15 protein-coding genes are annotated in these 13,347 nt (G+C 45.3%); 14 read left to right on the forward strand and 1 reads right to left on the reverse strand.

Annotated features, from left to right (window positions below):
• Positions 1-147: 147 nt before the first annotated feature.
• From WFI24_RS01410 to WFI24_RS01435, 6 genes are all read left to right on the forward strand, one after another.
• On the forward strand, positions 148-2,433 hold the full coding sequence (locus tag WFI24_RS01410) for a preprotein translocase subunit SecA (protein WP_336758197.1): 2,286 nt from the start codon (positions 148-150) through the stop codon (positions 2,431-2,433).
• 333 nt (positions 2,434-2,766) lie between these two features.
• Positions 2,767-3,075, forward strand: coding sequence for a PadR family transcriptional regulator (locus tag WFI24_RS01415; protein WP_272907538.1), 309 nt, complete (start codon positions 2,767-2,769; stop codon positions 3,073-3,075).
• Positions 3,072-3,419, forward strand: coding sequence for a DUF1048 domain-containing protein (locus tag WFI24_RS01420; protein WP_336758200.1), 348 nt, complete (start codon positions 3,072-3,074; stop codon positions 3,417-3,419). Before WFI24_RS01415 ends, WFI24_RS01420 begins: the two co-directional genes overlap by 4 nt.
• A gap of 12 nt (positions 3,420-3,431) precedes the next feature.
• The gene (locus tag WFI24_RS01425) at positions 3,432-3,782 is read left to right on the forward strand and encodes a DUF1048 domain-containing protein (RefSeq protein WP_145325356.1); all 351 of its coding nucleotides are present in this window, start codon (positions 3,432-3,434) and stop codon (positions 3,780-3,782) included.
• Between the two features lie 15 nt (positions 3,783-3,797).
• Entirely contained in the window at positions 3,798-4,556 is a 759-nt protein-coding gene (locus WFI24_RS01430) for an ABC transporter ATP-binding protein (protein WP_145325355.1), read from the forward strand.
• On the forward strand, positions 4,556-5,326 hold the full coding sequence (locus WFI24_RS01435) for an ABC transporter permease (RefSeq protein ID WP_237175145.1): 771 nt from the start codon (positions 4,556-4,558) through the stop codon (positions 5,324-5,326). Before WFI24_RS01430 ends, WFI24_RS01435 begins: the two co-directional genes overlap by 1 nt.
• 308 nt (positions 5,327-5,634) lie before the next feature.
• Here WFI24_RS01435 and WFI24_RS01440 read toward each other — a convergent pair whose 3' ends face one another.
• On the reverse strand, positions 5,635-5,793 hold the full coding sequence (locus tag WFI24_RS01440) for a hypothetical protein (protein WP_336758203.1): 159 nt from the start codon (positions 5,791-5,793) through the stop codon (positions 5,635-5,637).
• 92 nt (positions 5,794-5,885) lie between these two features.
• Between WFI24_RS01440 and WFI24_RS01445 the strand changes: the two genes are divergently transcribed.
• The 8 genes from WFI24_RS01445 to WFI24_RS01480 all read left to right on the forward strand — a co-directional run bounded on the left by WFI24_RS01445 (position 5,886) and on the right by WFI24_RS01480 (position 13,134).
• Complete coding sequence (locus WFI24_RS01445; RefSeq protein ID WP_336758204.1) at positions 5,886-6,059, forward strand: DUF1835 domain-containing protein; 174 nt, start codon at positions 5,886-5,888, stop codon at positions 6,057-6,059.
• 367 nt (positions 6,060-6,426) lie between these two features.
• A complete protein-coding gene (locus WFI24_RS01450; RefSeq protein ID WP_336758205.1) occupies positions 6,427-7,347 on the forward strand; it encodes a phosphate/phosphite/phosphonate ABC transporter substrate-binding protein in 921 nt (306 codons plus the stop codon).
• A 30-nt stretch (positions 7,348-7,377) separates the two neighbouring features.
• The gene (phnC, locus tag WFI24_RS01455) at positions 7,378-8,145 is read left to right on the forward strand and encodes a phosphonate ABC transporter ATP-binding protein (RefSeq protein ID WP_145325352.1); all 768 of its coding nucleotides are present in this window, start codon (positions 7,378-7,380) and stop codon (positions 8,143-8,145) included.
• Between the two features lies 1 nt (position 8,146).
• The gene (phnE, locus tag WFI24_RS01460; protein ID WP_336758208.1) at positions 8,147-8,938 is read left to right on the forward strand and encodes a phosphonate ABC transporter, permease protein PhnE; all 792 of its coding nucleotides are present in this window, start codon (positions 8,147-8,149) and stop codon (positions 8,936-8,938) included.
• A complete protein-coding gene (gene phnE, locus WFI24_RS01465) occupies positions 8,935-9,774 on the forward strand; it encodes a phosphonate ABC transporter, permease protein PhnE (protein WP_336758210.1) in 840 nt (279 codons plus the stop codon). Before phnE (WFI24_RS01460) ends, phnE (WFI24_RS01465) begins: the two co-directional genes overlap by 4 nt.
• 47 nt (positions 9,775-9,821) lie before the next feature.
• Complete coding sequence (locus WFI24_RS01470) at positions 9,822-10,826, forward strand: tyrosine-protein phosphatase (protein ID WP_336758211.1); 1,005 nt, start codon at positions 9,822-9,824, stop codon at positions 10,824-10,826.
• A 156-nt stretch (positions 10,827-10,982) separates the two neighbouring features.
• Positions 10,983-11,636: a GntR family transcriptional regulator gene (locus WFI24_RS01475; protein WP_336758212.1), complete on the forward strand. Its 654-nt coding sequence runs from the start codon at positions 10,983-10,985 to the stop codon at positions 11,634-11,636.
• A 211-nt stretch (positions 11,637-11,847) separates the two neighbouring features.
• Positions 11,848-13,134 (forward strand): sensor domain-containing protein, encoded by a 1,287-nt coding sequence (locus WFI24_RS01480; RefSeq protein WP_336758214.1) that lies wholly within the window; start codon positions 11,848-11,850, stop codon positions 13,132-13,134.
• Positions 13,135-13,347 lie beyond the last annotated feature (213 nt).

The raw sequence follows: 13,347 nt of genomic DNA on the forward strand, positions 1-13,347 counted from the left end.
GGTAAGTGCGTATGTAAAGTCAGAACCAAGAATAGAAAATGATGGGCAATAAGTCGGGGGGATGAAATCTGATTCAGTGGCAGAAAAGTTATAGATAAAGAAGACGAAAGATTGCCATGAAGGCATGACCGAGGAGGGAACAAACCATTGAGTATAGTCGTCAAAATGATACGGAGGTTCAAAGACCGGGATACCCAGCTACAGTTAAAAGGATATCGAGACAAGGTGGAACTCATCAGAAAACGAAATTTGGAGGCTTGGGACGATCAGCGGCTCCAAGAAGAATCTCTCCGCTTGAAAAAGGAAGCAAAGTGGGGTACACCTTTGGATGAGTTACTTGTCGATGCCTATGCGTTGGTCTGTGAGGTAGCGAAGAGAAGGCTCGGATTACAGCCTTATAATGTGCAGATCATGGCTGCCATCGCTTTGCATGAGAGATTTTTGATCGAGCAGCATACGGGCGAAGGAAAAACACTCTCTGCTGTTATGCCTGCATACCTAAATGCGCTGACTGGCCAAGGCGTTCATGTGCTGACGTTTAACGATTATTTGGCAAGTCGAGATGCCGAGTGGATGGGTCCGATTTATCGTTTTCTCGGGTTAAGTGTAAACTCAGTTCAAGCTGGTATGAGCCTTTTCGAGAAACAGGAAGCGTACGCCAACGATATAACCTATGTGACGGCTAAAGAAGCGGGATTTGATTATTTGCGCGACACGATCGCCCTAAACGAAGCTGATACGGTGCATCGTCCATTCCACTACGTCATCGTCGACGAAGCGGATTCATTGCTTCTCGACGAAGCGCGGGTGCCGCTAGTCATCAGCGGCGAGTCGAGCTCTCACAAGAGCGACGACCTTCGTTTCGCAGAAGTGGCTCGGCAGCTCGACGAAGTAGAGCATTACGAATTCGACGAGTTTCAGCGGAACGTTTATTTGAATGAAGCTGGCGCTGCGAAGGTGGAGTCCCTGCTCGGATGCGGCAATTTGTACGATAGCCATAATAGTCATTTCTTAACGTCCTTAAATTGTGCGCTGCATGTGGAAACGTTATTAAAAAAAGATGTCAATTATATCGTGAGAGATGGTCAAATCGAATTAATTGATGAATATACCGGTCGTGTAGCGGAGAACAGGTATTTGCCGGATGGACTGCAAGCTGCGCTTGTGGCCAAAGAAGGACTAGAGTGGAAGGCGGGAGGGAAAATTCTCGGGACGATTACCATTCAACACTTCATTAGTTTGTATCCGGGAATTTGCGGAATGACGGCTACGGCGCAGGCTTCAGCATTGGAATTTGAAAACATTTATGCGCTGGAGGTCGTGAAAATTCCACCGAATCAGCCAAACATACGGATCGATCACCCGCACCGAATGTACACACATAAAGAAGCCAAACTAAAGGCGCTTGTACTAGAAATTTCGTCTATCCATGCGACGGGACGTCCGATTCTCATTGGTACGTCTAGCGTTGAGGAGTCTGACAAACTGGCGGAGGCGCTGGTGAACGCCAATGTACAATGCCATATTCTGAATGCGAAAAACGACTCAATAGAAGCAAAAATCATAGCTAAAGCTGGAGAAATCGGCGCCGTAACGGTGTCTACAAATATGGCAGGTCGCGGCGTCGACATTCGGCTCGGCGGCGGCAACCCGGAGAAGGCAGAAGTTGTCGCCAAGCTGGGAGGATTATACGTGATAGGTACATATATGAACGAAAGCGTGCGGATTGACGATCAACTGCGCGGGCGTTCCGGCCGCCAGGGCGACCCGGGAGCTTCCGTATTTTTCGTCAGCTTAGAGGACGAGTTGATGCTTCAGTTCGGAATCCACAAAGTGGTTCGCGCTCCTCGGCAGGAGAAGGCTCTCGAGGAGTCGATGCTCCGCAGTAAAATCGAGCATGTTCAGCGCGTTACTATGGGCCAAAACTTCGATATCCACCAGGAACTGAATAGTTATTCCGATATGGTGGAGGATCAGAGGCGAATTCTATACGCTGAGCGACTTAAAATTTTGAAAGGCGAGCTGCCAATGAGCCCTTTGGAGCAGCGGGTACGGCTTTTTTATATCGACGAGTTCTGGGCTGAACATCTGGCATACGTTTCTTACCTTCGCGAAAGCATCCATTTGGAGAGCATTTCCAGCCGTAATCCAATCGACGAATTCCATGCGAAAATCACCCATGCCTACGAGCAAATTCCTGCTAAAATCAATAAGGAGTCTACGGATATGCTTACAAAGCTTGGGGGTTCAAATGATCCAGAGGAGTGGGAAAAGCTCGGTCTCAAAAGCCCTACTTCCACCCGGACCTATATTATCAATGACCAGTACAGCCAGAATAAGCGGAGTTCATGGACCGGAACGACCGTTTTGGCTTTTTGGGGCAGCAAGATTTTGAGGTTGGCACTGTGGCCAGTATACAGGCTATCAAAATAGTGATGCAGAGTAGATTTTTAATTAAAAACAGATCTAGGCCAGAAAAGGAATAGCTGGGTAAACGATCATAAACGCTATCCAAATGAATGAAAGGAGTAGTTTGCCGTTGGCAGCTACTCCACTTTTCGTTGAGTTAGCAATTAAAAGGAAAAAAGTGTGCATTTTACTGCTGCTACTCATGGGGCTTGATAGTTGAAAATGTAAAATGCATGTCAGTCATAATGGCTATTGACTTATCATCTACTACGTGTTACTTTATAGCAGTAGTAAGTAACACTGCATACCAGTCATACAGAATAGTAAAGGGTGATTGTGCTGGAGAATTTAACGGAAATGCTTAAAGGCGTGCTTGAGGGCTGTGTTCTTGAAATTATAAGCCGCCAAGAAACATACGGCTACGAAATCACGCGGCGACTGAATGCCCTTGGTTTCACAGATGTTGTCGAGGGAACGGTTTACACGATCCTGATCCGGCTTGAAAAAAACAAGTTGGTGGAAACCACCAAGAAACCTTCCGAAATGGGACCGCCGCGAAAGTTTTTCGCCATCAATGAAGCAGGGCATGAGGAACTGCGGAAGTTCTGGGCAAAATGGGAATTCGTATCATCAAAAATGAACGAGTTAAAGGAGAAAAAACAATGAATTTTTGGGATAAAATCACCGGAAACGACATGACAAAAGAATTCAAAGCTTTTGAAGAGCGAGTCAAAAAACTGCCGGCGGATTATCAAGCCGCATGGAAAGAAATTAATAACCATCTTTGGCCACACTCCGATTTTACCGGACGCAACCTCATGCCAATTTTGGACGGTGTGCTTGGCCTGTTGGAAGAAACCGCAGCGGAGGGGCAGCGGATCCAAGAGGTTTTAGGTGACGATATTAAAGGCTTCTGTTCTGCACTGGCTGGCGAAGAAGGGGCAAAATCTTATCGGGACAAGTGGCGCGAGCAACTCAACAATAATGTTGTTAAAAAATTAGGTAAATAGGAGGAGAGTATATTGAAAATCCGAGATATTATCGAAGGAAAAAAAGAGTGGCGAGCGCATGTGGCGCGTGTCAAAGGACTCCCGCAAGATTATCAGATTGTTTATAAAGAGATTCAAAAATATCTCTTTAAAGTCGGCCCTGTTGAGCTAACTAACGGGACGGGGTTGCTCTCGGGAATTGTCGATCTTTTTGAAGAGGGCGCGGTCTTGGGGAAAAGCGTGCTCGAAGTTACGGGCAGTGATGTAGCGGCTTTTTGCGATGATCTAATTAAAGATTCCAAAACTTATGCGGACATTTATCAAGAATCTGTTGACCAAGAAGTTAGAAAGGCCATGAAAAAGGGTACGGATAAAACAAAGTAAAGGGAGGCCTTCGGGATGGAAAACACAATTGAAGTGAAGGGTCTGCGAAAGTCATTCAAGGACACAGAAGTCCTTAAGGGTGTCGATTTTGAAGTGAGGCAAGGTGAAATTTTCGCCCTGCTTGGCTCTAACGGCGCAGGCAAAACGACGATTATTAGAATCCTCACCACATTGCTTAAACCAGATGGAGGCACCGCCACCGTAAACGGATTTGACGTTGTGTCAAAACCCAAAAATGTGCGGCAAGTGATCAGTCTGACCGGGCAATTTGCCGCTGTAGACGAGATATTGACCGGACGGGAAAATCTGATCATGATTGCCAAGCTGCGGCATCTGGATCATCCGCATCAAGTTGTGGACGATTTGCTGAGACGTTTCGGCTTAACCGACGCCGCCAATCGTAAGCCATCTACGTATTCGGGTGGTATGCGCCGTAGGCTTGACATCGCCTTGAGCCTTGTGGGTAAACCGCAGATCATTTTCCTCGACGAGCCAACCACTGGGCTTGACCCGGAGGCACGTATCGAAGTATGGAAGATTGTAAAGGAACTGTCAGACAGCGGCACGACGGTATTTTTGACCACACAGTATTTAGAGGAAGCCGAGCAGCTTGCCGACCAAATATCTATTCTGCACGAGGGCAGGATTATCGCGGGCGGCACGCTTACGGAACTAAAAAAGCTATTTCCATCCCCAAAGGTAGAGTATGTTGAAAAACAGCCAACTTTAGAGGAAATATTCCTCGCAATCATCGGTAAAAAGGAGGCCCTTTAATGGAGACAACAATAAAACATTTCTTCAGCGATATGAGCGTTATGCTTGGTCGTTCCATGCGCCATATTTTCCGCAGTATGGATACCATCCTCACGGTCTGTATCACTCCGATTGCAATGATGCTGCTGTTCGTCTATGTGCTTGGTGGCGCAATCGAAACCGGTACGGAAAACTATGTGAACTACCTGTTGCCTGGCATAATGCTCATGGCTATTGCGAGCGGGGTGGCTTACGTTGCTTATCGTCTGTTTATGGATAAGCAACGGGGCATCATCGAGCGGTTCCACTCCATGCCGATTGCGCGTTCCACTGTGCTGTGGGGGCATGTGCTAACCTCGGTAGTATCCAACGTTATTTCTATTGTGGTCATCATTCTCGTAGCGCTTATTATGGGATTTCGCTCCTCGGCGGGGGTGCTATCTTGGTTTGCTGTAGCAGGTATACTCGTGCTGTTTACACTGGCTCTGACTTGGATCGCAGCCATTGCTGGACTGTCCGCAAAAACGATAGAAGGTGCAAGCGCTTTTTCCTATCCTCTAATCTTCCTGCCGTTCATCAGCTCGGCGTTTGTCCCGACCGAGTCGATGCCGAAAGTTGTTCGGATCTTTGCTGAAAATCAGCCGGTGACCTCGATTGTTGAAGTTATTCGCGCCCTGCTGTCAGAACAGCCAGTGGGGAATGACATATGGGCCGCCCTATCGTGGTGCGTCGGGATTATATTCGTGGCTTATATCTTTGCGGTGCGTGCATACAAAGGCAATGCAGCTTAATGGTTGTACGCATTATAATCATAGATAGGGCACAACAGAATAACGATAAAAGACACCATCCACATTATAAACGCGATAAACGACAGCTTTACCAGTTCTGCTCTTTTGGATCAAGGACGTATCAGTGAAGGAATGTTCTATTACTCCTTTTAAATAGAAGTAAGTGGCTTGAAAGATAATAGAGAGCAAATTGCCTCGGGTAGTTTGTTCTTTTTTTATTGAAGCTTGGTGTCAAATCGTGGATGCCGTTTTGTGTTTCTTCTATATAACTTCGTGTTCCGAGCCAAGGACAAGAACTTGTACCGAGATCAGGAGTTTTCTTTCTTTGATTTAGTAGCAAGATAGAAGACAATTCCAAAGAGGATTCCAAAACTAATGCCCAATGGAAAACTATCAAGCGCCATGAAAAAAATAACGCCAAAGACCGATCCCAAAGATACACCTGTTGTGAGAGATTTCTTATTCATAGTTAGTACCTCCAAATTACTTTTATATACTACGAATTCGAATTAAATCTGTTTCATTAAATAGTCATGGAGAGCCAACGAGGTGTAATGAAATGGAATTGAAAGATATTTTAGCGATTAAAAAGGCAACAGATAGTCTTGACTGTACGGAAACGCACAAGTTGATAACGTTACGGGAGAATGACACTATTGGTCCAATCACCGGTCTGGACTCGCTGGAAGGTCGTATGGCACGCAGCAATTGGTTCCGTAACAATATTGCGTAAGCATTCGACGCTTGAGTAATCTGTGAGGAGATGTACAACCGACCAAATGCCTTTATTGAGTATAGATACTCGGGAGAAATTCCTTCAGGGATACTAAATTAGTAACACGACAATTGTCGAGGAACTAGAACATATTCCCATTGAAAGTCGCTATATTAGCGGCTTTTTTGTTTATCGGTACAAGTTTCGTGTCCCGAGCCGAGAAGAAGAACTTGTACTGTTTGCCTAAATTTACAAAACATAGTCCGGTAAATGTTTTACAAATTCGGTGATTTACCAAATCATTCTTCTTACATTCAACTTGTATCCTACTTGTGTACCAGATAATCCGGTATGGAAGCAACCAAATTTCAGGAGGGTATACATTGTGAAAAATAGTAAACGTAAAGGTTATCAAAGCTTGATCCTCTCGCTTGTTTTTATGCTTGTCATCCTGTCTGGATGCGGCGCATCAGCAAGTTCAAGCTCCAGTGAAGGCGGAATGCCAGAAGTAATCCGAATCGGTATTATGCCAAGCGAAGAGGGCGAGATGAACCGTTCTCAGGAACAGCTTGCAACAGACATTACTGAAGCAACCGGCATTCCTGCGGAAATTTTTGTAGCTGAAGATTATAACATGGTTATCGAAGCCCTGCGTGCAGGCAAAATTGAAGTTGGACTGATCGGGCCATTTGGTTACATCATCGCTACGGAAAGAGCCCATGCCAAACTGCTTGTCCGTTCCGAAAGTGATCAACAATCGAATACAGTCATCCTTGTTCGTAAGGACTCTCCATATCAAAGTGTACAGGACCTAAAAGGAAAAGATTTTTTGTTTGCCGATCCGGCATCAACATCTGGCAATCTGTACCCACGTGCCACATTAATGAAAGAGCTAGGTCTTTCCAATAAGGAACTGGATTCCTTTTTCGGCAGTGTAGCGTTCTCCGGTGGACATGACAAATCACTGCTTGCACTGGCAAACGGTAATGCAGATGGGATTGGGACGTCAAGTCTCATGGTGCCGATGATGGCAGAATCAGGACTTATTAAAGAGGAAGATTTCCGCGTAATTGCCGAATCCGATCCGATCGTCGGTGGGGCTCCACTGCTTTATCGTCAAGACTTGCCAGAGGAATTGGTTACACAGCTGCGTGATCTTATGCTGGATTACGATACGAAAAATCCTAAATTCCTGGAAAGTGTCGGCGCAGCCCGTTTTGTAGAAGGCAGTGACAGTGACTTTGATCCAATCCGCGAAGTCGCCAAAGCACTGGATATGTCCCCTGAAGAACTGCTGAAGAAGTAGAATTCAAACTTGAGAGGAGGAGAAATTAAAATGACACTTTTACAGGTGGAAGGTTTGTCCAAGGTATATTCCGACGGAACAAAAGCTCTTGATAATTTGAACTTAACAATTAATGCTGGAGAGTTCGTTGTCGTCATTGGACCGAGCGGAGCGGGGAAGAGCACCTTGCTGCGCAGCCTGAACCGAATGATCGAGCCGACAAACGGAAAGATTCAGTTTAAAGGCAGTGAAACTATGGGCATCAAGGGTAAAAAGCTCCGTGAACTCCGCCGCCATATGGGCATGATCTTTCAGGGTTATAACCTGGTCACCCGCGTGTCCGTTCTTAATAACGTTCTGCATGGACGATTAGGCTACATGAATCCGCTGAAAGGGGCACTAGGTCTTTACTCAAAAGCAGATACAGAAGCCGCCAAGTTTATGCTTCACCGTGTTGGTTTACATGAACAGATGTATAAGAGGGCAGATGAACTCAGTGGAGGTCAGCAGCAGAGAGTGGGTATTGCACGTGCACTTTCTCAAAAGCCGGATTTGATATTGGCAGATGAACCCATAGCCAGTCTCGACCCTGCTTCCTCAGAGACGATTATGCATTACTTGTATACGATCTGCAAAGAGGAAGGCATTGCCTGCCTGTGCAATCTGCATCAGGTAGATATCGCGAAGAAATACGCAACCCGTATCATCGGTATCCATAAAGGGTCCAAGGTGTTTGACGGGACACCTGATGAACTGACGGAAGATATGATCCGGCTCATATACAACCAGACCAATCCCAAAGTGAAGGAGACAGCCTGACATGAATGCGGCTCAGTTACAATCTGCCCGAAAAATGAAACGCACACAGACGATATTGTTTTTTATCGTGCTGTTGGCTCTCATCATCTGGTCTTCCATCGGCGCAGAGTTTTCATTTGGAGCTTTGTTCGCAGGGGTAGGGGAGAGCTTCCGATTTATCTTTTTTGATTTTCTTCCACCTGATTTATCTTCACTTTCCCAGCTCATTGAACCTGCCATGCAGACCCTTTATATGAGTGTGGTGGCGATGGTCATCGGGTCGGTTGTAGCAGGAATGTTATCCTTTTTAGCCGCGGCCACGACAAGCCCTCACCCTTACCTTCAGGTATTTGTTCGTGCAGCTACATCCCTGTTTCGTAACATTCCGGTAATTATCTGGACGATTCTGCTTGTTGCTGCGTTTGGACTGGGGGCTGTAGTCGGTACAATGTCGCTGATCCTGATCTCCATTGGTATGTTGACTCGTTCCTTTGCCGAGGTGCTTGAAGAAATTGACATGGGACAGGTAGAAGCGGTTCGAGCTGCTGGCGGGAGTTATTTACAAGTGTTGTCCCAAGCCGTGTTTCCACAATTCTTACCCGGGTTTATCGGTTGGAGCTTGTACAACTTCGAAATCAACGTACGCGCTTCTACCATTGTAGGTATGGTTGGAGGCGGTGGTCTCGGATTTATTTTGCAATCCAAATTGAAGTTGTTTCAGTATCAGGAAGCCAGCATGGCCGTGCTGCTTGTGCTCATTATCGTTCTTGTTGTGGAAATGATCACCAATCGCGTAAGGGAGCGAATCATATGAGTATGCGAATGAACGAAGCGAAGCCATCTTTTACGCTGTATACTTCCATACCAGAGCCACCCAAGCCGAAAAGAAACAAGCTGTTCATGATCGGTTTGCCGCTTATTGCTGTGCTTTTTGTGTTCAGTCTCGTTCAGCTGCAGTTCGACTATTCTAAGATGGCCCAAGGCTTTACGAAACTCGGCGGTTACATGGGAACCATGTTTCCACCTGATTTCTCGGCCTGGCGCCATGTCCTGCTCGCTGCTGTAGAATCATTGCAAGTTGCCATTCTTGGATCGGTGCTGGGGATCGTCGTAGCGTTCTTTCTCTCCTTTTTGGCTGCAAGCAATTTGACACCTCATCCGTTCGTTGCCTGGATCATTCGAAGCGCGGCTTCCTTGCTTCGTGCGATTCCTACGATCGTGTGGGCCCTGATTTTTATCGTATCCGTTGGTCTAGGACCGCTTCCCGGCGTGCTTGCGATTGCCGTCTCTGCGGCAGGCATGCTTGTCAAAGTATTTGCCCAGTCACTGGAGGAAATCGACAAGGGCGTACTCGAAGCGATGCAGTCTACGGGTGCCAGCTGGCTGCAGATTGTCATGCAAGGTATTTTGCCTACCGTGAAGACAGCCTTTATTGCCTGGTGCGTACTGCAACTGGAAGGCGGTATTGCCGAATCCACTATTCTCGGTGCGGTTGGCGCGGGAGGTATTGGATATGAGATGACTCATGCCATGAAATCCTATAACTTTGCGGCTGCTTTGTTTGTCGGATTGGTCGTTTTCGTCATGGTATTCAGCGTGGAATTTGTGGCAAACCGATACAAAATGAAGCTAAAAATACGTCAAAACTAATTCATTCATGTGCATAACGATGAATATCACTTTGAGGAGGAATATCAATGTCAACATCTAATTCACTTATGAAACAAGGCCCTCAGGTACAGGCTAGGTATAGCGATAATAACGGGATTACGTTAGCCTGGAATATGGAAGAGAATATGGAGGCGGAGGCAGTTTACCATTCTGTTCTACCGGAATGGATTGAATCCAACAGCACACTGCTTGATATACAAATCGACCCGGCAGGAGCAGTATTTACGAGAACGGTGTCTCCAGGCCGAAACTATTATCATGTGAAGTTCACGAATGGGTCGATATCAACCATTAGCGATCGCATGATTTACACCGATGGAGTAATTAATTTCCGTGATATGGGCGGTTATCTCACAGAAGATGGTCGTACGACTCGATGGGGAATGCTGCTGCGGTCTGCTGATCTGCATGAGCTTAGTGAGCAGGACCTGCATACCGCCACTGCGCTCGGTATTGACTGGATTTGTGATCTGCGCAGTGATTTTGAAGTAGCTAGCCGTCCAAGCCCAGCCATTGGCCATACGATCAACACGAATATTCCCTTTATGGCGGAAGCAAGTCCTGAGGAAATGCAGAAGATCGGACATGATCTGCATGCAGGCTACAAAGCGATGATCTTAAATACGGATAAATGTGCGCTTATCCTAAATGAACTATTAAAAGAAGAGCGGGATACCTCCTTGTTCCACTGTGCAGCCGGCAAAGACCGGACCGGAGTCGTATGTGCAGTGATCCTTCTCACCTTGGGTGTGCCGCGAGATGTAGTTATTGAAGACTATGAACTGACGAATCTCGCGGTGGACGGACTCATGCAGCGCTTCCTCTCCGGAAGCAACAAGGATTATCAAAAATACATGGATCAAATGCCTGAATTAAAGGGAGCGATTCCGGAAATGATGAAAGCGGCCTTTATCCAAGCGGCATTTGAAGCAATCGACGAGAACTACGGTTCTTTTGATCAGTATCTTAAAGAGGGACTAGGCATTAGTGCCGAGCAAAGAACAGCTCTTCAAAACAAATATCTGGTTTAAAAAAATGGAGTCCAGAAACTGGGATACAGTGTCGGACTCCTTCTTGTCTCTGTCTGGTTGCGTAACTTCTCCTAAGACTGGTAATATAGGATGAAATGTGTAGATCGCATTAAAATTTAAATGAAGGCCTCATCAATGAGAGAAAGGGATTATGATATGAACAAAATATCGCTTGTCGATACAGCATACATGATGCTTCGTGAGCGAATGGTTTGCGGTGAATTAATGCCCGAAACCCTGCTTTCAGAGAACGAATTGGCGGAGGAGTATCAAATGAGCCGTACACCAATCCGTCATGCCATTGCTCGCCTTGAATCAGAAGGTTATGTGACTTCCCTCAAGAATCGTGGCGTATTGGTCAAGGATGTAGGCGGTAAAGAATTTCTTGATCTGATTGAACAGATTCAATCCATGCTTTTTTACTCTTTCGAAATGATGAAAAACCCGAACCGAGAGATCTACTTAAATCTTGAATCACTTGCAGCTCATGTTGAGGTCCAGCGGACCGCCGAGAAAAGGAATGACTATGCCTTATACACCGAACATCATTTTCTTTTCATGCGCGAGATCGTTGAATCCTTGAACAATGGCGTAATGCTGAGCACATTTGACTCCTTTCGGGATAAACTTTACATGTACTCCATCGTCCGCTTCAAGCGAACTCCGCATATCAAGCACTACAGTGCGATCGGAATTAATCGGGATACGCTGCACGCATTATCCAGTAATGATTATAAGGCAGCTCAAGAGGTTGTGTTATCCCTCATTCCTATAACCAGAGAACGCATGCTTGTTACAGGGCAATTTTAAAAGCGTCACACGATTACCCATTATTGTACACATAACAGCCAAAGTCTTTCCTTAATGGATCGGCTTTTTTTATTGGAGGAATTGAGTGATCAGCAGCAGAAGACGTGCAATTGGATAATTTTAGTAATATTAAATGAAAACAAAATTTGCTAAAATATTGTATAGTTATTCTACAAATTTAGCCATTTTAGCGGAGGATTGATCGGGAAGTATGAAAGAGTTTTTAAGCGAGCAGTCCATTGAGGCATTTAGATCAATCATAAATCACAATCCAGATGCCACTTTTATCGTTTCGAACGAAGGAACGATCGTAGAAGTAAATGAAGGAGTTACAGAGTGTTTAGGATTTCAAAAGAAAGAAATCATGGGTTCCTCCTACAAAGATCTCTTTTGTCAACATCAGCTTGATTTGATCAGTCAATATTTTTCGGAAGTCTTAAAGGGTGCATCCTGTCAATATGTTGCCGAAGCCCATCATAAAAATGGAGAAATTGTTTATTTGCAAATTAAGCAAGTTCCTTTGTTTTTTGAGGGTAAGGTAAATGGGATCTTTGGAGTAGCTAAAAACATTACTGAGTACAGGCAGCTGCTTAAGGCTTTGAAAGAAAGCGAAGAGCGCTATCGCCTCTTAGCCGATAACTCCCTTGATCTGATCCAGTTGATCAACCTGGATGGCATTGTGGAGTATGCCTCTCCTTCTCATAAAATGGTGCTTGGCTACGATCCAAAAGAATATATAGGTAAATGGGTATTCTACCAGCCAAATGGAGATGTGGACGATAAGTTTCGTACAGTATTTATGAGTATGTTGCTTTTGAGAAAGCCTTTTACCTACGAAATAAAGCGGCAGCATGAACAGGGCTATCCTGTATGGCTGGAGTTGAAAGGGACACCAATGTTCGACGAGGACGGTGATTTTAAAAACATGATGCTCGTGGGAAGAGAAATTACAGAGCGAAAAAAGTACCAAGTTCAACTGGAACAATTAAGTTATCATGATGCACTTACCGGTGCCCCTAACCGGAGATATCTCAATAAAATGCTCAGCGATGCTTTAAGTGAAGCAACGACAAGCGTTGGCCAGCTAGCCGTCATGTTTGCGGATCTGGACAATTTTAAACAGATCAATGATACATTAGGTCATGATGCGGGGGATGAATTGCTACGGCAATTTGTAAAGCGAGCAGGAGCTTGTCTTCAAGAACACGATGTTCTTGCCAGAATGGGTGGTGACGAATTCGTCTTTGTACTTCCTCATGTCAAATCCTCCTCAGAACTCAGCCTTTTGGCTGAAAACATCTTAGAAACATTGCAGCTCCCTTGGATACTCGACGGGAAGGAGCTCTATACAACTTCAAGCATCGGTATTGCCTTTTATGAAGAAGACGATTCAGTAAAAGAACTGCTTCAGAAAGCAGATGCAGCACTTTATCTTGCCAAAGCGGAAGGCAAAAATACATATCGCATCTACTCATTCCGTGACTTGTCAATGCGCTGAAACTGAAAAAATGATATACCTGCTACAACAGCGGTGATTCAATCAAAAGGGAAGGCGCTGTTTGTTGTATTCAAATTCTCTACTACGAAAATGGATACAAGGCGACAACAATTGATTAATTCATTAAGTTAACGAGCAGGTTAGCGTAGCGAATAATACTTGTTAGACGGCGATTGAGTAGGATAATTAATCCATTGTGAAGCCGACCAATTC

This window comes from Paenibacillus sp. USHLN196 (assembly GCF_037144955.1).
Lineage (GTDB): Bacteria > Bacillota > Bacilli > Paenibacillales > Paenibacillaceae > Paenibacillus > Paenibacillus xylanexedens_C.